Source organism: Leptospira wolbachii serovar Codice str. CDC, from assembly GCF_000332515.2.
In the GTDB taxonomy this organism is placed as follows: Bacteria; Spirochaetota; Leptospiria; order Leptospirales; family Leptospiraceae; genus Leptospira_A; species Leptospira_A wolbachii.
Genome location: NZ_AOGZ02000001.1, coordinates 22,555 through 40,140, shown reverse-complemented (window position 1 = coordinate 40,140; position 17,586 = coordinate 22,555). Strand labels below are relative to the sequence as shown.

Annotated in this window: 20 protein-coding genes; 9 read left to right on the top strand and 11 right to left on the bottom strand. The window is 38.2% G+C overall.

Annotated elements, in window-relative coordinates; translation table 11 throughout:
* Window positions 1-30 precede the first annotated feature (30 nt).
* From LEP1GSC195_RS00190 to LEP1GSC195_RS00160, 7 genes are all read right to left on the bottom strand, one after another.
* Window positions 31-1,479: a rhodanese-like domain-containing protein gene (locus tag LEP1GSC195_RS00190; RefSeq protein WP_015679503.1), complete on the bottom strand. Its 1,449-nt coding sequence runs from the start codon at window positions 1,477-1,479 to the stop codon at window positions 31-33.
* A 9-nt stretch (window positions 1,480-1,488) separates the two neighbouring features.
* Window positions 1,489-2,445, bottom strand: coding sequence for a hypothetical protein (locus tag LEP1GSC195_RS00185; protein ID WP_015679616.1), 957 nt, complete (start codon window positions 2,443-2,445; stop codon window positions 1,489-1,491).
* 3 nt (window positions 2,446-2,448) lie between these two features.
* Entirely contained in the window at window positions 2,449-2,808 is a 360-nt protein-coding gene (locus LEP1GSC195_RS00180) for a hypothetical protein (RefSeq protein WP_015679573.1), read from the bottom strand.
* A gap of 83 nt (window positions 2,809-2,891) precedes the next feature.
* Window positions 2,892-4,268, bottom strand: a complete 1,377-nt coding sequence (locus LEP1GSC195_RS00175) for a rhodanese-like protein (protein WP_015679501.1) — start codon at window positions 4,266-4,268, stop codon at window positions 2,892-2,894.
* A 194-nt stretch (window positions 4,269-4,462) separates the two neighbouring features.
* Entirely contained in the window at window positions 4,463-5,074 is a 612-nt protein-coding gene (locus tag LEP1GSC195_RS00170) for a helix-turn-helix domain-containing protein (RefSeq protein WP_015679561.1), read from the bottom strand.
* Window positions 5,058-6,374 carry a hypothetical protein gene (locus LEP1GSC195_RS00165; RefSeq protein WP_015679650.1) on the bottom strand — a complete coding sequence of 439 codons (1,317 nt, stop codon included), beginning with the start codon at window positions 6,372-6,374 and terminating at the stop codon, window positions 5,058-5,060. The genes LEP1GSC195_RS00170 and LEP1GSC195_RS00165 overlap by 17 nt, the downstream gene beginning before the upstream one ends.
* A 14-nt stretch (window positions 6,375-6,388) precedes the next feature.
* Window positions 6,389-6,865 carry a DUF4395 domain-containing protein gene (locus LEP1GSC195_RS00160; protein WP_015679690.1) on the bottom strand — a complete coding sequence of 159 codons (477 nt, stop codon included), beginning with the start codon at window positions 6,863-6,865 and terminating at the stop codon, window positions 6,389-6,391.
* 139 nt (window positions 6,866-7,004) lie between these two features.
* On the opposite strand from LEP1GSC195_RS00160, the gene LEP1GSC195_RS00155 reads away from it, so the two are divergent.
* The 6 genes from LEP1GSC195_RS00155 to LEP1GSC195_RS00135 are packed head-to-tail and all read left to right on the top strand — an operon-like array spanning window position 7,005 to window position 11,813.
* Entirely contained in the window at window positions 7,005-7,928 is a 924-nt protein-coding gene (locus LEP1GSC195_RS00155; protein ID WP_015679728.1) for a sulfurtransferase, read from the top strand.
* Window positions 7,886-9,241 carry a cytochrome c3 family protein gene (locus LEP1GSC195_RS00150; protein WP_015679724.1) on the top strand — a complete coding sequence of 452 codons (1,356 nt, stop codon included), beginning with the start codon at window positions 7,886-7,888 and terminating at the stop codon, window positions 9,239-9,241. Before LEP1GSC195_RS00155 ends, LEP1GSC195_RS00150 begins: the two co-directional genes overlap by 43 nt.
* Window positions 9,234-9,815, top strand: coding sequence for a glycosyltransferase family 2 protein (locus LEP1GSC195_RS00145; RefSeq protein ID WP_015679505.1), 582 nt, complete (start codon window positions 9,234-9,236; stop codon window positions 9,813-9,815). The genes LEP1GSC195_RS00150 and LEP1GSC195_RS00145 overlap by 8 nt, the downstream gene beginning before the upstream one ends.
* A gap of 1 nt (window position 9,816) precedes the next feature.
* Window positions 9,817-9,990: a hypothetical protein gene (locus LEP1GSC195_RS19910; RefSeq protein ID WP_015679575.1), complete on the top strand. Its 174-nt coding sequence runs from the start codon at window positions 9,817-9,819 to the stop codon at window positions 9,988-9,990.
* Complete coding sequence (locus tag LEP1GSC195_RS00140; protein WP_015679660.1) at window positions 9,977-11,257, top strand: hypothetical protein; 1,281 nt, start codon at window positions 9,977-9,979, stop codon at window positions 11,255-11,257. The genes LEP1GSC195_RS19910 and LEP1GSC195_RS00140 overlap by 14 nt, the downstream gene beginning before the upstream one ends.
* Window positions 11,217-11,813, top strand: coding sequence for a TIGR04282 family arsenosugar biosynthesis glycosyltransferase (locus tag LEP1GSC195_RS00135; protein WP_015679550.1), 597 nt, complete (start codon window positions 11,217-11,219; stop codon window positions 11,811-11,813). Before LEP1GSC195_RS00140 ends, LEP1GSC195_RS00135 begins: the two co-directional genes overlap by 41 nt.
* On the opposite strand, the gene LEP1GSC195_RS00130 is transcribed toward LEP1GSC195_RS00135, so the two are convergent.
* Window positions 11,810-12,286, bottom strand: coding sequence for an OmpA family protein (locus LEP1GSC195_RS00130; protein WP_015679603.1), 477 nt, complete (start codon window positions 12,284-12,286; stop codon window positions 11,810-11,812). The genes LEP1GSC195_RS00135 and LEP1GSC195_RS00130 overlap by 4 nt on opposite strands.
* Window positions 12,287-12,388: 102 nt before the next feature.
* Between LEP1GSC195_RS00130 and lpxD the strand changes: the two genes are divergently transcribed.
* Window positions 12,389-13,408 (top strand): UDP-3-O-(3-hydroxymyristoyl)glucosamine N-acyltransferase, encoded by a 1,020-nt coding sequence (gene lpxD, locus LEP1GSC195_RS00125; RefSeq protein ID WP_015679491.1) that lies wholly within the window; start codon window positions 12,389-12,391, stop codon window positions 13,406-13,408.
* A gap of 59 nt (window positions 13,409-13,467) precedes the next feature.
* Here lpxD and LEP1GSC195_RS00120 read toward each other — a convergent pair whose 3' ends face one another.
* Genes LEP1GSC195_RS00120 through LEP1GSC195_RS00110 form a run of 3 tightly spaced genes read right to left on the bottom strand, consistent with a single transcriptional unit; the run spans window position 13,468 to window position 14,918 of the window.
* Window positions 13,468-13,815: an arsenate reductase family protein gene (locus tag LEP1GSC195_RS00120; protein WP_015679652.1), complete on the bottom strand. Its 348-nt coding sequence runs from the start codon at window positions 13,813-13,815 to the stop codon at window positions 13,468-13,470.
* Window positions 13,812-14,051, bottom strand: coding sequence for a hypothetical protein (locus tag LEP1GSC195_RS00115; protein WP_015679611.1), 240 nt, complete (start codon window positions 14,049-14,051; stop codon window positions 13,812-13,814). Before LEP1GSC195_RS00115 ends, LEP1GSC195_RS00120 begins: the two co-directional genes overlap by 4 nt.
* A 39-nt stretch (window positions 14,052-14,090) precedes the next feature.
* Window positions 14,091-14,918, bottom strand: a complete 828-nt coding sequence (locus LEP1GSC195_RS00110; RefSeq protein ID WP_015679516.1) for an LIC_11366 family protein — start codon at window positions 14,916-14,918, stop codon at window positions 14,091-14,093.
* A 35-nt stretch (window positions 14,919-14,953) separates the two neighbouring features.
* Between LEP1GSC195_RS00110 and asd the strand changes: the two genes are divergently transcribed.
* Entirely contained in the window at window positions 14,954-17,200 is a 2,247-nt protein-coding gene (asd, locus tag LEP1GSC195_RS00105; protein ID WP_015679639.1) for an archaetidylserine decarboxylase, read from the top strand.
* A 2-nt stretch (window positions 17,201-17,202) separates the two neighbouring features.
* Window positions 17,203-17,526: a DUF971 domain-containing protein gene (locus LEP1GSC195_RS00100; RefSeq protein ID WP_015679600.1), complete on the top strand. Its 324-nt coding sequence runs from the start codon at window positions 17,203-17,205 to the stop codon at window positions 17,524-17,526.
* Window positions 17,527-17,586: the final 60 nt, after the last annotated feature.

The window sequence follows — 17,586 nt, the reverse complement described above, 5'->3', positions numbered from 1 at the left end:
GCCATACAATAGTTGATCGTATCTAAGGGATTATCCCCCGCAAGCATTTCCTCCACCACCGGAAGGTGCACCGCCACCACCACCACCGGACCCAGATGAAGCTGTTCCTCTTAAAAAAGATTTATCTTCGGTTCTTAGTTTGTTGGAACTTTTGATAAACTGTCTAGAGACATCCAGTTGGTAATTGGGAACATTCGCATCAGCATTGGGAGTATTACTTTCTGAGAGTGTTGCAATGTCCGTTCGCCAATAAGAAGCCGGTTGTGAGATAGCGCTAGGGCTGGAACCAGAAGTAGGAGATCGAAGTCCAAGTGCACCGAATTGTTTCCAGCCACCTTCATATAGTCTAGTTGGTTTTCCAAGGATTTGATGTACAACAAACCAAACGAGAGATCCTTTCGTTGCATCCTCTCCGTAAATATAAATTTGTTTATTCGCAGGGTATCCCGTATTACTCAAATAGGTTTGTAATTGGCTAAAGGATTTAAACTGGAAAGTGGTTCCATCATATAAATCTGTCGGCACTAAATTTACAGAAGATTTAACTCTTCCTTCATAGGTTGCTACACAAGTATTTGAGACAAATGTTGAATTGGTTTTAGTTGTACAATTGGCATACTTGGAACCAGAGGCAGTTGAGTTAACTGTTCCCGTATAAGATGCATTCGGTCTTCCATCAATTATATAAAAACCTTCCGCTGGGATTGGATCTACTTCCTCTAAATTAGTATTTCCATTTTTTACAGCATGGATCAAATCTCCAATTGTGAGTTGTAAGACTGTATGATCTCGAAAGAGGTTCTTTATGTTTCCTGCACGATTACTATTTGCGTAAGTGTAGGAGGGAGTGGTAAAAAGACTATTTGCTACTGTTAAGTCTGCGATTGAACCATTTAACACAGCTAATCTTTCTTTTGGGAAACCCCAGTATAACAAAGAATAGTATGCAAATGTTGCTGACGATAGGTTTGCAAGTGAAGTTGTATCACTTGCAAAGACAATATAATCTAAAGCCGGATCAATTCCATAGATGGAAAAAAAATCAGATATTTTTTTCCCTTTAGGAACAACGCCATCAATCGCTAACACTCCATCATCTCTCACATCTGCGAGCAGCTCCGATAAGTTTGGGACGGGATAGGCAAATACCTGTTTCCCATCGAAAAAAACATAACGTCCACTCCCTCCAGAAGTTTGAACTTGGAAAACTATTAAATTTCCAGGGACTCCGGCAGGTCGATTGTTATTCCAGTTTGATAAATAACGTGATAACTTACTCGCGGTTATAAGTCCACTTTCGTTCAAGTTATAATCGGCATTCGATAAAGTTGCTAACTCCGCAGGTGAGTAAACACGGAATAAAAAAGGAGTTAAATCAAACTTTAAACTCTGCGGAAGGAATAAATATTCCGGCAAACCTTTACAGCCGATCAACTGAGCGAATATAAAAGTAAGGATTGTTAAGTATTTAAGTTTCATAGTTATACCTCAAAGATTGTAGGGAAGCGTTACAGCAAATCCCACGGTTTTTAACCTTGCGGTGTTATATCCTGCAATTGTTTCTGAATAGAAAAGGGTGTAAAAGTTTCCGAAACTATCCGAATAACTTAAGCCTACTTCTGCGTTATGAAAACTTTCTTTTCTTCCCCATGCCGGCCGATCATTTTGTACATAGACATCATAAGGATTGATACCATATAGCGATGGTTGCGGATATCGAACTAAATTGAGAGGCGGTTGTTGCCTTGGATCAGCATAAGCATAACCACCTTGACCTACTTGGCCACGAAGACCAACAGTCAAAAATAAGGACTCAAAGAAACGTTTGTAGATTGCGGAGTAATAAAGAATATCGTCGGGAACAGGATTTTCTCTTTTACGATAAGAAAATTCACCTAAAGATCCAAGACCCCATACACCAAAATCTTTTGCTAAGTAAAGATTGACCTCCCCACCGCTGGCACCATCACCAAGGGACTGAGGGTTACGATCGTAATCTCCTCGTTTGATTCCACCGACACGTAACGATATTGTTGGCATCCATCTGTATTTAGAGTCAAACTCGTCCAAAATTTTATAACGAAGTCCAAACCTTGTATCCATAAATCCATACTTATCCGGAACATCTGGTGTTTGTTGCAAACCCAAATACCGATTGAAGACTCGATGACGACCTAACTTTCCGAATCCGATTGTTAAGTCTGCTGTAAGTCGATCTGTGATTCCGTATTCCAAAGCTAAGTTAGCAACCGACAAACGTACGTTATCATCATACTTTGCCTTTTGACCTGCAAGAAAAGCACTATCATATTCCGAATGTATGAATACAGGACGAACCCAAAGTTGTCTTTCGTAAGGTGCCCATGCTTGTTGTGCATAAATACTGGGGGTAATAAAAATGGATAAAAAAGATATATATTTTATAAAGTTAAAGAAAGATCTCATTATTTATTCCTTCTTTTTTTCTGGCAATTTTACATTGAATCTTACTTGAACAAAATATTCGAGAGCTTGTAATTGTTCTTCCGTTAGTTTCCCAGCAAAATCTGGAAGATTAACTCTTCTTTTTTCTGTATTTGGTAAACTTCCCTGCAAGTATTCCAATCGTTCTTCTTGTTCTTGCAACTTAACGTTCGTTTGGTTTTCTAAGGTTAGGTCTTGGTTATAGACTGCTTTCCCTAAATGATATTTTTCACGATCCTGCCCTTGAGGAATATTTGCAATTCCACCACCCCCAATTCCACCAGATGCATTTACACCTGAAATCAGAAGTAGATTCATAATCAAAATTTTTATTAAGTTCTTCATGTAACTTTCCCTGTTAATTCGATTTTTTATTTATAGACTTTGAGAGGAATGGAGAACCATCCCTCTCTTTTTCGATTTTTGCTCTAACGTTTGTAAGCCTTGTCATCCTCAATGATTTTTCTTGAAGTTGTTGCAGAAATATTTAAGTTAGTTGGTAAAGTTGTATCAACATCACCAGCAACATTGTAAGTAATCACTTCTGAAAGCTCCGGTAAGTCTGTTCGGAATGGCGAGTCAGTTGGTAATTTAGGAGCTGGTCCCGCACCAGTTAAACTTCCCCATTCGATCCAACTTCCATCATAATATGTAGATGGATACCCGAGGATCGCAATATAGGAGAATCCAGTCACCTGAGATCTGTTATTTGTTCGGCAAAGTTGGATTGCAGTTTGGCCTGATTGGTAACCTCGTGCAGCAAAGTAAGCTTTTAGATCTGCTTTCGATTTGAATCGATGATCTGTATCCAAAAGTCCTGTCCATGGAACATCCTTTGCTCCTTTGATTCTACCTTCAAATCCAACGTATTTTCCTGCTATTTCAGATTGAGTGCTTTTGATGGTTCCGTTGTATTCGGCGGCACTTGCAGAAGACCTTGCATCTGATACAAAAATACTGGAAGTAAGACCGGCAATTGTTACATTGTTAGGTGCTTTTACTGCTTTAATCACATCTTCTAATGGAAGCATTAGAATTGTATTATCCACTCTCAAATTCTTTACACTATAGCGGTTGTTAAGACCTGGAGGTGTATTTGTGGTAGAGCTGAAAGGGACAAAGTTTCCTTCTGATGCAATAAGTTTAGGCAATGTTCCATTTAAAAAGGCAAGGTTTTTATGGTCAAAACCCCAATAACGAAAGGAATAAAAAGCTCTTAAAGTACCTTGCACATGACTTGCTGCATCTGCTGAAGAAACAAGAACCACTAGGTCATTAGAAGGATCAATTCCATATTGGTTTAAGATTTTATCAATATGTGCACCATCAGCAATGATCGAGATTGTATCAGCCAGTCCATTGTTTCGTTTCTGACTAAATCCATCCCCACCATCTAGTGCATTCGCACCACTAGCAAAATTGAAGGAATAGACCACGACATCGTTTCCATTTCCACCAATGTATTCTTTTCCGGCCTGGGTTCCCGTTCCGCCTGCACCGTTTGGATTGACTCCGTTTTGTAAGATAACTAGTTTACCATTGATCCCTGCAGGTTTAGTGCCTGACCAATTGTTGACCCATTTACCCAAAGTTGATGGAGTGATGAGTCCGTATTCGTTTAGGTTGTAATCGTCGTTAGATTCCTTTGCTAACTCCGCGGCTGTATTGACTTTGATTCCTGAAGAAAGCGCAAGTGCTGCCAGAAGTAGGTTTTCGATGTCGTTATTTTTTTTGGCTCCACCGCAGGCTCCGATGAACCCCGCGGTAATAAGAGCAATCAACTTGTAAAATAGATTGGTTTTCATTTGTTAATCCTTAGATTTTATTCCTGCTTCCCCTCTGTAGGGGTTGCACCAGAGGAAAGAAACAGGTAAGGTCAGTCTTTAAAGGTAGCAAAAATCCAAAAACAGTTAATCTTATATAGTGAACAATAAATCTTATATAACGCACAATATATTCTCGTGATGTGCATTCTTTTAGCCGTTATTTTGAGGATGTTCTACCGTGCTTTTTTGGAAGCAATCCAGAGGAATTTGGATTCTTCGAGGAATTCATTTTCTACAAATTCTAATTCTGCTATAGGAAAAAAGGCACTATCAGCTGGTCCTAAAACAAGTTCTTTTGTTTTTAGTTTGATTTTGGTTTTTCCAATTACTTGGTAGATTTTGATATCAAATGCGGATGGTAAATGATTGAACTGTGAAACTTTGCCAATGGTTAGTTTCCATTCCACAATACTCAATCGGTCTCTTTCCTCTTGATAAAAAATACGAGATTCTGCTGTATTTTTGGGCGAAATCCAGCGTTTTCCTTCATTTGCTCCGATAAAACGAGGAGATTGAGCAAACAAATCTGGAATCATTTCGCCAATAGGGATACGGAGTGATTTTGATAACTTCCATAAAATTCCAATACTGGGAGTAGTTTTTCCAGACTCAATGAGTCCTAACATACCTCGACTAACAGTGGAAAGCTGTGATAGTTTTTCCATTGATAATCCGAGTTCTAGTCTTCGACGTTTTAAGGTCTCTCCGAGGACAACTGTCAAAACTTCATCGACATTTCTTTCGTTTTCTGTTGTGGCCGAAAAACTTTCAATTTCTGTTTCCATACCCAATACTTCCCTTAGTGGCTATGTTTGATATATTGGATATTTTGTAAAGTAAAATGAATATTTGCTTGAAATGCCATAGGAGGCAGATTAGGGATATCGTTGCTTCGAGTAGGAGAATAATGTCAGGAATTTCATAGAAATAAGTAAATTCGAAACCCAAACGCGCTTTCGTTAGGTAGGATAATTGCGGTATGGAAATCAAAATCCAAGGAGAAAGGCTTTCGGATTTGGATGTTACTAAAAGCGGCAGTAGGATTAAAAAGTACCAAGGATTGTAAACTGGTAATAGAGTCAGGAGTAAATATCCGGATAAAAAGTATAAATCTAATTTTGCAGTAACTGATGCGAATTTTCGCATACGATTCTGTTTCTCTAAGGAGATAAACACAAAGACTGTAATTGTAATTAAATGTAGTAAAAAAGGAAAAGTTTTAAGGTCGATAATTCCAAATGTTTTCCAGATAGGTTCATAAAATTGGTTGAATTTAAAACTACCACCAAACTTCAATAAATTGGAAATTCCAAAATCGAAAGTATTTGGAAAAATAAAATAGTAAATAAGGTAGAAAATAAAAAAGCCAGTATTTAAAAATATGGCATATAAGACCCATTGGATCCAATCACTTTTCCATTTTCTATACTTCAACGTTGTGATTAGCGGCAACAAAAAAGGAAGGGCTAAAATTTTAATATGGATCGCTAGACCCAATATAAAACTCGAAAGAATTATTTTTTTGTCTCTAATAAGACTAAAAAAAATCCAAAGTAACGAGAGAATTAATACTTCAAAGTGGAAATTAATATATATTTCTTTAATGAAAACTGGGAATAGCCAATACAATAAACGAGATTTGTTAAAATTTCCCTTAGAAAAAAAAACAAAACTTGAAATCTCAAAAACTAAATAAGCAAGTTTTAAAAAATATCCCGAAAAACCTATAGAAAATAAGGCAAAAAATAATAAAACAAAGGGGCTGTAAATTGTGGTCCAATCAGGATGATTGATCTGTGATAAAATTCCAATTTCTGTTTCGCTTAAGTTCGATTTTTGAAAGTAATCAAGGGGAGCAATTTGATAAGGTGATTCACCACCTCGAATCAAATTTCCTTCCCATAAATATCTCGACCAATCGTCCTCCCAAAGAGGAGGAAGAAATATACTTATGATTCGCACCGCCAATCCTAAGATGAGAATCTGATTTCTGTATTTTTTAAAAAAATCTTTAGGAAGGGTTACCATCCAAAGAAAGAGAATGGTAACCAAAGAAAATACTGAGAATAAAATCCATTGTAACAAAGTTGTACAACAAATTATTTATTAAAGTTGAGGTTATTACATCGTTCACAAATTTCTTCAGGAATCACTCCCAGTTTCATAAGCAAACCAAATGCAAAACAACCAGCACACCAACCTAAAAAAGATTCTAAAGAAGCAAAGAAAACTAAAGTAGCAAGTGTGATTTGGTATGCCAACGAAAGCCCAAGTGTGAAGAATACAATGGCCCCAGTGCTGAATAGAAACCCGATAAGCTGCGCAAACCGTTTCGGTGGTCCAGCTGTTCCGACAAAAGAAATTCCAAGCCAAGGAACTAGGTATCTAGAAGTAAAAAAAGCAAAAGGCTCAAACTTGGGACCGTAACTAAGCCTTAGAGTAAATCCGAAAAGAAGCAGTCCGAGCACATAAGGATTTGGAAATAAGATAGCAAGCACACCAAGGAATACGACAGTCGAGGCGACAATCCTCGTGACATTTTCATTGACCACATCTGGATAATAACCTATTTTCATATTGCCCTCCATTTGCTTCCAAAGTACGGAGAGGGTTCGGTTAGGCAAGAAAAATTCGTTTTCTTGGATGAAATGTTTATTTTATTGACGGATATTCGTCTTAGAAGAGAAAGATTGTAGAAATTGGGAGGGTATCTTCGTGAAAGTACTGCGTGGTTATGGGATTTATCTATTTTCTATTTCTCTGTTATGGGCATTTTGGCTCCAATTGAGTGCAGGGCCCCCAGGTCTCTCCCAGTCCAAGAAGGATACTCCCTGGTTTTTGTCGGCAGAATTAGCCTTGCAAGTTTCTAAACCGAGGATCCTTGATACCCGATCTTTCACCCAGCGTTTGAAAAACAAAGTCCCTGGTTCGAAAGCTATTTCTTGGGAAGAGCTTTCTCGAACGGATGCTCCTCACAAGGGAGAACTTCTTGAATTAAAGTTGGTTCGTAAAAAAATAAATGATTTAGGAATCAAACAAAATGAAAATATTCTTGTGTTAGGTGATGGAAACTCAGGTTGGGGGGAAGAGGGGCGCATTGTTTGGAGTTTACGTGAAGCTGGGTTCCCCCAGTCTTATTGGGTGGATGGCGGTTATCCTGCTTATGAAAAAGAGATCCAAAGGAAATCAAATGCAAAGGTGAAAAAAAACACAGTAACCGGTTATGGCATTTCTGAAAATAAAACAATTCAATCATCAGCGATACAAAAAGAAGCCATCCTAAAAGGATTATCATCAAAACAATTTCAAATCCTGGATACAAGGGAACCCAGGGAATTTTCTGGAGCGACACCTTACGGAGAAACCAGAGGTGGACATATACCGGGTGCCAAATCTTTATTCTACCAAGACTTATTCGATGCAAAAGGTAATATCAAATCTAAAGCTGAGGTGGAACTATACTTGAATCAACTCGGCATCCAAAAAGAGAAACCAATTGTCGCTTATTGCACAGGAGGTGTTCGTTCTGCTTTTGTCGTTGGAATTCTTCGAACCTATGGATATAATGCTTATAATTATGCCGGCTCTATGTGGGAATGGTCTCACGATCCGAAACTTCCGTTGGAAACTGGAAATTGAAACGAAACATTTACATTTCATTTTTTTTATTCTTAGTTTTGGGAATTAGTATTTATCTCTATCGTAATCAACGAGAAATTGCCATCGAACAGGTGTTTCCTGGTAAAGTTTGGGCAAAACCAATTGAAAATCTCCCCAATTTGAAAGGTGTCGGCGCGCCCACGGCAAAAAACTGTGGGAGCTGCCATACAGAAATTTATGAGGAATGGAAACGTTCCACTCATGCGAATGCACTTTCCGATATCCAATTCCAATCAGAATTAGCAAAACCGAGTTCGCCAAAATGGATTTGTTTGAACTGTCATATCCCTGTTCAAAATCAAAGAGAAACTATCATCACTGGACTTAAAAATGGAGACTATTTCCGGCCAGTCGAAATCCCCAATCCAAGTTTTAATGCAGAAATGAAAGCCGAAGGAGTCACATGTGCCACATGTCATGTTCGTGTGGATTCGGAATCTAAGGAAAGTTATGTGATCGGGGCTTTAGGTGGAACATCTCCTCCTCATCCAGTAAAAATTGATCGTAAACAACTACAAGAGCGTTGTTATGATTGTCATAACGAAACTTACACTTTAAATGAATCACTCGTTTGTTCTTTTCAGACAGGCACAGAACTACTTTCTACTAAGTCAAATGAATCTTGTTCTTCTTGCCACCAACCGGAAGTTCGTCGGTCAATAGTAAAACCGTCCCTACACAAACCGATACGAAAATCGCACAAACATGGATTTATTGGAGCCGGTGTTCCTAAAACTTTCGATTTATATCCTGACCAAATCCGATTGGGTTATAAACCGGGAATTGTTCTCACTGAGATAAAGGTCGAGAAAAATACTATAGAAGTTCAAATTGGAAACATAAATGCCAATCATCATGTAACAACAGGGGATCCTGAGCGTTTTTATCGATTGCTTCTTGTTGGGTTAGACCGAGATGGACATTCTATTTTCAATGCAGAAACAACGATTGGGCAAGAATGGAGTTGGTCTCCTGTTGCAAAAAAAGTTGGTGATACGAGAATTCCTTTTGGAGAGAAGTTTGTTTGGAAACTCAAACAATCAGACTTACCTATTGTATCTTTTAAATTCCAAGCAATTCACGTTCGGTTAAAGAATATAACTTCGGATTATATGATACAATCTTCTGGATACGTTTCTTCCCCCTACAGAGAAAAAGTAGAAAAAATGAAAGATTTATACCCACATAGTTCTTTGGTCATTGAGTCATTGTATCATATAAACTCAAAATCCAGAAAAGACACTCCTCTTGAAGAATTATTCAAACGGAATCAACTCAGAAAAGGTGAATAATGTTTTTTGTATCATTCCTGCGCGTGACGAAGAGGAAGGCATTGAACGTGCATTAACTGGTCTTCTTTCTGGATCTGGGTTAACCAAATCCAATTTTATAGTAGTGAACAACGCATCTACAGACCAAACATCGAAGATCGTAAAACAAATGGGGTTTTTGTCTCTGGATTGCCCTGAAATTGGCTATGGGAACGCTTGTTTGGTGGCATTGGATTGGATCAAACAGTCAAATCTGCACCCAGATTATATCTTATTTTGCGACGCTGATGGTTCCGACGATCCTTCCGATATACAAAAATTAATTCGAGTCATCCAAGAGACGGGTGCAGATTTAGTGATTGGGTCAAGAACCATTGGTGTAGTGGAAAAAGGTGCTTTGTCACCGATTCAAATTTTTGGAAATGCATTGACTTGTTTTTTAATATTTATTTTTTTTCGACGAAGGTTTACGGATATGGGGCCGCTACGAATCATAGGGTATCCCTCTATTTTACAATTGCAGATGGAGGATCCCACTTGGGGTTGGAATATTGAAATGCATGTAAAAGGATCCCACTTGGGGTTGGAATATTGAAATGCATGTAAAAGCGTTACAATTTGGATTTGATATTCGTGAAATTTCTGTTAACTATAGGAAACGGTTTGCGGGTGTTTCAAAAATATCGGGAACCCTTTCTATGTCCTTACGTGTTGGTATCAAAATTTTATACACTTTTTTTCGGTTACTGCTTTTCCGTGTCCATCGGTAACAAATCAATAAAAATTATATTGGGTGTGTTATACCCATTACTTTTATTCGTTTCGACTCACTTTGGTGATAGAAGCGATGTAAGTATCATACTCGTTGTTGCTGCCATTTTGCCTTTATATTTTTATTTTTTGTCTGATTTCTGTTCTTTGTTTGGGAAGCACTTTTATCCTTTTTTTCTTTACTCAATTATATTACGTTTTGCTGTAATTGGTTCTCCTGCGGTATGGAGCGATGATATCTATCGTTATCTGTTTGATGCCAGAATTTTTTTAGAAGGGATCTCTCCTTATCAATATACACCGCAGGATTTAGTTGGACTCAACGGGTATCACTTGGGGTTGGAACCTCTTCTGTCGAAGATGAATAGTCCAAATTATTATTCAGTTTACCCCTTGTTGCTTCAGTGTTTTTTTTCATTGGGAACTTTGTTTGGTTTGGCCTTGGGGAGTAGTTTTCTTGGAGTGCAAGTTTTGCTTTTGGTAGCTGATAGTTTGAATTTATATTTAATTCGAAAGTTGTTTCCGCAGGCGACAATGAAGTCCTATTGGTTATATTTTGGAAACCCAATTGTCATTTTTGAAGGGGTATCTCAAATGCATCCAGAGGTTCTTTTAATAACAGGATTCTTATTGTTGTTTGGTGCAAGGTCAACAAGTTCTCGTATTCTTTCTTTCTTTTTGTTGACTCAATTAAAATTTAATACTTTCCTTTTTGCTTTTGGATTTTTATGGGATCGTACTTTGTGGGTTAGGTTATTCGCTATCACTGGACTTTCTTTAATTCTGTGGAAGGTGACAGTTTTTTCTGATTTGGTATCGCAAGGTAGTGCAGGGATTGGACTTTTCTTTCATTCCTTTCGATTTGCGGGAATTCTTGAACCTTTTTTCTATCTTCTTTTGTATCCATTCCAAGGCGAATACCTTTCTGGGATCATTTCCTTCATCGTGCTTTGTAGCATTTACATATTCTGTTTTAAAAAGAATCTTCTTTTTGGCCTAAACCTTCAGAATAGATTTCTATTTATTTATTCTTTGTTTCTTTTGTTTTCTCCTGTGATCCATCCTTGGTATTGGATTCCTTGGATTCTATTTTTGGTTGGGAAAGAAAAAATGGAGATACTTGTAACATTGGTTTCTTTTTTAGCTTTTTTATCTTATGGATTATATGTTTATACCGATTTTGTGTACATTCATTGGATGGTCTCAATTTCGGTTTTAGGTTATTATGGAAAAAAACAAATTAATTATTTTTGCAAAACAACCTAAGTTGGGGAAGGTTAAAACTCGCCTGGCTGCCAGCATCGGTGAAGAAAAAACCTTAAAGGTTTATTATGAATTACTTGCGATCACAAAGTTCGTAACTTCTACGATTGAAGTAGATAGGATTGTTTTCTGGGATCATTTAATGGATGGTTCATCCAAAGAATTTGAGTTTGGATACCGAAATGAAATTCAGGAAACTGGAGACCTCGGGTTCAAAATGGAAATCGCATTCCAAAAGGAATTTCAATCGGGTGCAAAAAAAATTATCATCATAGGAACAGACTGTCCCTTTTTAACAAAAGAGATTTTACAGAATGCCTTTGCTGCTTTGGATCATTCTGATTTTGTTTTGGGACCGGCGTTAGATGGCGGGTATTATCTATTAGGAATGAAAGAATTCTCTTCTTTTGTTTTCAAGTCTATTCCTTGGAGCACAGAGGATGTACTTTCATTAACAATCAATTCGATAGAAAAAAATAACAAAACGGTAACTCTTTTGGATTCGTTATGTGATATTGACGATATTGATGATTTGAAATTTTGGAAAGGTCAAGTTTAAGGAATTTGTTGTATTTTGATTTCAACTCGCCTGTTGAGTGCTTGGTGTTCTTTTGTTTTGTTTGGTGATTTGGAGTTCCCGTAAAAGAGTCGTCTGATTTGATTTGGTTCTACAAAGTGAATCAAAAAAAAACGTTCTACCTCCAAAGACCTTTTTTCACTCATTGTCAAATCATCCGTTGTAGTTTTCCCTTCGTTAGCATGGGCTTGGATATACACTTCGTAATTTCTGTTTTGGTTCAGAAAATCTGCTGCGGTTTGTAATCGGACCAAATCAGATTTCGATATTTTTGATGATTGTTTTGAAAAGTATAAAGTGAAGGATTTGTCATCAGAAGCATTTTCTGTTTTTTTGTATGGATTTTCAAAAACCACACCTTCTTGCGCTACCAAACCTTGTGTAAATAAACAATATTGAACGGTGTAAGTTAACAAAAGCAAACGGAGGCCTTTGTTTAAATTGAGGTAGAACATAGTCTAATCATCGGATAGTTTGAAAAGTTTCAACATGATAGATTTTAAAATTATGATTGAAATATGTCCCTTCCAATTATTTTTCAAGTGTAAGGTGTATTAATGAAACTAAAAGATTTGGCTGAACAATTAGGCGCAAGTTTCACCGGTGCCGGTGATTTGGAGATCAACGGAATCAAAGATTTGGAGCACCATACTCCAGTAGATCCTAGCAGTATATATTATGTGGCTTCCAAAAAATATTTAGCCAAACATAAAAAAGCATCCGAAGTGAAAGTCGCACTCACGATTGAATCGTTAGCTTCCCAATTCCAGAACGCAATTATCATCCCAGAAGAAGGATCTAAAGTAAAGTTCATTCACGTCGTATCTTTATTTGAAAAAAAACCAAAATACAGTGCCTCGATTTCCGAAAAAGCGAGTGTCCATCCCACCGCCAAACTTGGTAAAGATGTTACCATTATGGATTTTGCTGTGATTCAAGAAAATGTTGTGATTGGAGATCGTGTTGTAATTTATCCCAATGTTGTTTTGGAATCCAATGTGGAAATTGGAGAAGAAACAGTTTTAAAATCTGGAGTTGTCGTTTATTACAACTGTAAGTTGGGCAAACGAAATTTAATCCATTCAAATACAGTGATAGGTGCCGATGGTTTCGGATTCTATGACTATGCAGGAGTACGTTACAAAGTCCCACAAATTGGAAACGTAATCATAGGTGATGAAGTAGAAATGGGAGCTCACTGCACTGTAGACCGTGCGGCCCTCGAATCTACAACGATTGGGAATTTTACAAAATTTGATGACCATGTTCACGTAGGACACAATTGTCGAGTGGGTAACTACGTATATATTGCGGGAGCTACTGTTCTTGCGGGTTCTGTTACCATCGAAGATGGATGTTTTCTTGCAGGTCAATCTGCTGTTGCAGGACACCTAACAATGAAAAAGGGATCCATTCTTATGGGTCTTTCTGGACTTACGGAAGATTCGAAAGAAAAAACTGCTTATTTTGGTATCCCTGCAAGACCTGCATTGGAGATGCATAGAATTCACAGTTCGCTTCCTATGTTACCAGAAATAGCGAAGGATTTTTCAAGACGAAAGAAAGGGGAGTCTTAGGATTTCGAAATTCTTTAGCGAAGAAAAATTGATCCCTCCTTATAGAAGGAACCAACTCTTTATTTTTTAGATTCTGAAATCCATTGTTTCCAGATATCGGGAACAAAGCCGATGGTGGCACGTTTGCCATCCCGAACTATCGGTGTTTTGAATAACAGTGGATTTGTGAGTAGGGCTTCCTCTTTGTCGTATAACATATATTTTAGATTTTTGTCTTCGTAAACTTTCGATTCCGTATCAATCAAATCATCTAATTTCACACTTCCTAAAATGGACCTAAGTTCCCCTTTGCTCATTTCTTTTTCTTGAAGGTTGATGAATTGAAAAGGTACACGACGTTCCTGAAAGAACAACTGTGCCTTCTTAGAATCTTTGCATTTTTTGGTTCCGAAGATTTGGAGGTTCATCCAAAAATAGACTTTTTGAAATCTTCTAAAAGAGGTTCTGGTCCAGATAACATCAACTCAATCTGATCCTTGTCCAAATCATACATCACATGTGCTTGTAGGTATAAAGTGAATTCTTCTGCAGAAACTTTTTTTGCATCGAAGTTTTCTTTTAGAAAATTATACCAAGCAGCAAGGATGACTTTTTGGTGAGCCAATTCTTTGATACCGATGGTAATGATTTTAGAGGATTTCATGTAATTTTCTTAAAGAATGATACCCTTCCCAAGAGATCGTCAATCCAAAAACCTTTGGAAGACTGAAAAATAAAGAACCCATGATCCGGAATTCATATCCAACCTTCTGAAAGTTTGTGCACTGCTCACAGTGGCATCAATGATCCTTGTATCATCAACGACACCTACCTTACCATCAGCTCGGATATAGAAACTAGAGGTTTCTCCGTTATAATTTCCACTAAACTTATCGATAGCTACATAATGGTATCCAAGTCCAAGTTGAAAAAATGTATTTTCGTATAACCTATGATTGATGGCAGTTTCTACTCTGTAGGCGAGTCCACTTCCCCTCAGTCTTCCTTTTTGATTGAAGTACTGAGTATCAGGAGGTAAACCACCACCTGCAGAATATCCTCGAACGTTCCAATCTGCGGAAGTAAACCCTCCACCCAATCCATTTTCCCATTCCCAGTTTCGAAATACAGGCACATTAAAGTAATACATTCCCAAAAAATGATAGGAATAAATTTCGGAACGAAGTTTTGTATAGTAAAAGTCACTTGTAACTTCGGTTAGGTGTAGCATTTGCCAGTCATTCCTTCCAACAACAAAACCGACTCGAGACCTTGAGTCCAACAGGAATCGAACAAACCCCTCATACAAATTGGTAGATCTGCCACCACTTAAATTTACGTCAGAAGCAATCAAGGGACTGAAGGTTGATGAGAACTGTTTTAGGTCTCCATCAAATCGCCCTGGAATTCTTTCTCCGCCACCATACCGTAATCCCACTTCCATTCCAGAAGGTTCGGAGGCCAAGTTGCCAAAGACAATAGAAGAAATCATAAAAACCAGAAACGGAAGGATCACAATACATCTTGACATAACAATTTCATCCAATTTCGTGAGGAAGAACCAATATGGAAACACTCTTTCAAAACGGATCTAAGTTTAATCTGATTTTAGGATCGGACATCCTGAGCCCTTATTTCTATCTCATCCTTGTCGCCTCGCTCTATTTGAGTTTTCGGTTGGGATTTCCACAAATTCGTTTTCTCTTTCTCGCACTCAAGATCCTTACGGGCAATATGGACTTCAAAGGTTCCAAAGGCCAGTTGGTTCACTCACAAGCCTTCTTTGCTGGGATTGGATCCTCGCTGCTTGCGGGTTCTGTCATTGGAACAGGCCTTGCCATCGCCTATGGTGGAATTGGCGTTCTTTTTTGGATTTGGGTGATGAGTTTGTTTGTGATGCCCATTCGTTTTGTGTCCTCCACTTTGGCGGTGAAGTTTCGAAACCAACTTCCAAGCGGGCGTTATCTATCTGGCCCCATGTATTTTATCGAGAAGGCCTTACGTGCCAAGTGGCTTGCTGTTGCATTTTCACTAGCGAGTATGGTAACTGTCCTTTTGTTTGGTGGGATTTTCCCTTTTGTGGGGCTCACTTATATCACAAAAGAGGGTTTGAATTTATCCGGGCTTTCGGGTCCCATTTCTATTTCTGTAATTTTACTTTTTATCGTAATTGGTGGTGTTAGGCGGGTGGGACGCGCTGCTTCGATTCTTGCGCCCATCGGAATCATTCTTTTTATTTTTGGATATGTATCCCTTTTTTCCAATGGAATGATTTCCTTTTTCGGATTTTTGTCCGATGTCACAAAAGAAGCTTTTTCCATCAAAGCTTTGCAAGGTGGTGGAGCTTTCGGAATTTTACGGGCTCTTTCCGTTTCTTTGAGTACTTTCTTTTTGTCTACGGAAACTGCGGTTGGGAAGTCTTCAGGAATTGCGGGTGTGGTTCGAACCGACTATGCTGCAAAACAAGGTTTGGTAAGTATGCTCGCTTCCTTTTTTGAAGGTTTTGTTATGGCGACTCTTGTTGGCTTTGTTTTATATTCGTATGGGGCAGTCAATTTAGATACTATCTTATCATTTCCGAATCGAATTTTAGAACAAAAAGAATCGTTACCTGCTATTTTGTTTTTTGTATCTTTTTTATGTTTTGGGGTTTTAAGCCTTGCTGGTTGGTTCTATAGCGGGGAACAAAATGCTTTTTATGTATTTGGAGAAAAGTTCTCCAATTTTTTCAGAATGTTGTTCATTGGTTCAACGCTTGGTTTTGCCTATCTCTATGTAAAATACGGAATTGACGTGCTTGTTTTTGTGATGCATTGGGGTTATATTGCTGCGGTGATTACCAGTGTACCGCTGTTAGTTTCCCTTATGTTGCTTGGTAAATCGGCTAATTTGGAACTTAAAAAATATCTCTCGGAATCCGGAGCGCGGTATGAAATTTTCAAAGATATCTATCTTTTGTTTTTAACATTACTTCCAAAAAACCTAATTTCTAAAATCTTCGGATATTTCTCTACCTTACGTTTGCCACGATTTATGATGATCCCTATTTTAAAGGCTTTTGCGAAGGCTTATAAAATTAATTTAAGTGAAGCGGAGTTAGAAATTAAAGAATACCCATCCTTAAATCAGTTCTTTACTCGGGCACTTCGGGCTGAAGCAAGGATCATTGACTCGGCGGCTAATGCTGTAGTTTCTCCCACAGATTCCAAAATTACAAGTTTTGGAAATATCAACCAGTCTACTATCATTCAAGCAAAAGGGATCGATTATTCCGTAAAAGAATTGTTAGGTTCCGAGAAGTATTATCCTCACTTTACTAATGGAAAATATATCACTTTCTACTTGTCCCCACAGGACTACCACCGCATCCATAGTCCCTTTGCTGGCCAAATTTTGGGATACTATTATGAACCAGGAAAACTCTTTCCGGTAAATGATTTGGCCGTTCTTAACATTCGGGGGCTTTTTCCGAAAAACGAAAGACTCATCACCTTCTTACAGACAGAATACGGGAAAATTGCCGTGATTAAAGTAGGGGCCTCGAATGTGGGAAAGATCCGGGTAACTTATGATAATAAAATTGTCACAAACAACTGGATCCGTTTTGCCAAGGAACACCACTACAAAGATGTCTCGATCATGATTGATAAAGGGTCAGAGCTCGGTCGTTTCGAAATGGGCTCCACAGTGATTCTTGTTTTTGAAAACGATACCATCGACTTGACAAACATAGCTCTCGGTGACAAAATCCAATACGGAACCACCGTTGGAAATTTTCGTTCCAAAACGACAAAACTACCGGTGAAAGCATAAAAATGCCAAACTCGCAGCTAGCCACTTTCCCCCAAGAGATCTCTTTCGATGACGATTCTCTGTATATCGAATGGAAAGACGGCCATGGCTCCAAGTATTCTCTTCTCGACCTGCGCAAAAAATGCCCTTGTGCGACTTGCCGTGGAGGACATGGGGGGAGTGTGGGGCAGGCAACGGGTCATATTGAGTCCATCAAACTCCTTTCTTGGACCAAAGTGGGACGGTATGCGATTTCGATTGTTTGGAGTGACTACCACAACACGGGAATTTACTCTTATGACAATCTCCGTGCTTATTCGGACGGACTTGCGAGTGCTTTTGACTAAACTCGTTTACTTTTTGTCAATTCGGAAAAAAACTGAGTGACAAAAAGATTCATATTATGT

What these genes read in the sequence shown, in the direction of transcription:
- LEP1GSC195_RS00190 (WP_015679503.1), bottom strand. Translation starts at nt 1,479, where the DNA reads ATGAAACTTAAATACTTAACAATCCTTACTTTTATATTCGCTCAGTTG.
- LEP1GSC195_RS00185 (WP_015679616.1), bottom strand. Translation starts at nt 2,445, where the DNA reads ATGAGATCTTTCTTTAACTTTATAAAATATATATCTTTTTTATCCATT.
- LEP1GSC195_RS00180 (WP_015679573.1), bottom strand. Translation starts at nt 2,808, where the DNA reads ATGAAGAACTTAATAAAAATTTTGATTATGAATCTACTTCTGATTTCA.
- LEP1GSC195_RS00175 (WP_015679501.1), bottom strand. Translation starts at nt 4,268, where the DNA reads ATGAAAACCAATCTATTTTACAAGTTGATTGCTCTTATTACCGCGGGG.
- LEP1GSC195_RS00170 (WP_015679561.1), bottom strand. Translation starts at nt 5,074, where the DNA reads ATGGAAACAGAAATTGAAAGTTTTTCGGCCACAACAGAAAACGAAAGA.
- LEP1GSC195_RS00160 (WP_015679690.1), bottom strand. Translation starts at nt 6,865, where the DNA reads ATGAAAATAGGTTATTATCCAGATGTGGTCAATGAAAATGTCACGAGG.
- LEP1GSC195_RS00150 (WP_015679724.1), top strand. Translation starts at nt 7,886, where the DNA reads ATGGTCTCACGATCCGAAACTTCCGTTGGAAACTGGAAATTGAAACGA.
- LEP1GSC195_RS19910 (WP_015679575.1), top strand. Translation starts at nt 9,817, where the DNA reads ATGCATGTAAAAGCGTTACAATTTGGATTTGATATTCGTGAAATTTCT.
- LEP1GSC195_RS00135 (WP_015679550.1), top strand. Translation starts at nt 11,217, where the DNA reads ATGGAAAAAAACAAATTAATTATTTTTGCAAAACAACCTAAGTTGGGG.
- LEP1GSC195_RS00130 (WP_015679603.1), bottom strand. Translation starts at nt 12,286, where the DNA reads ATGTTCTACCTCAATTTAAACAAAGGCCTCCGTTTGCTTTTGTTAACT.
- lpxD (WP_015679491.1), top strand. Translation starts at nt 12,389, where the DNA reads ATGAAACTAAAAGATTTGGCTGAACAATTAGGCGCAAGTTTCACCGGT.
- LEP1GSC195_RS00120 (WP_015679652.1), bottom strand. Translation starts at nt 13,815, where the DNA reads ATGAACCTCCAAATCTTCGGAACCAAAAAATGCAAAGATTCTAAGAAG.
- LEP1GSC195_RS00115 (WP_015679611.1), bottom strand. Translation starts at nt 14,051, where the DNA reads ATGAAATCCTCTAAAATCATTACCATCGGTATCAAAGAATTGGCTCAC.
- LEP1GSC195_RS00110 (WP_015679516.1), bottom strand. Translation starts at nt 14,918, where the DNA reads ATGTCAAGATGTATTGTGATCCTTCCGTTTCTGGTTTTTATGATTTCT.
- asd (WP_015679639.1), top strand. Translation starts at nt 14,954, where the DNA reads ATGGAAACACTCTTTCAAAACGGATCTAAGTTTAATCTGATTTTAGGA.
- LEP1GSC195_RS00100 (WP_015679600.1), top strand. Translation starts at nt 17,203, where the DNA reads ATGCCAAACTCGCAGCTAGCCACTTTCCCCCAAGAGATCTCTTTCGAT.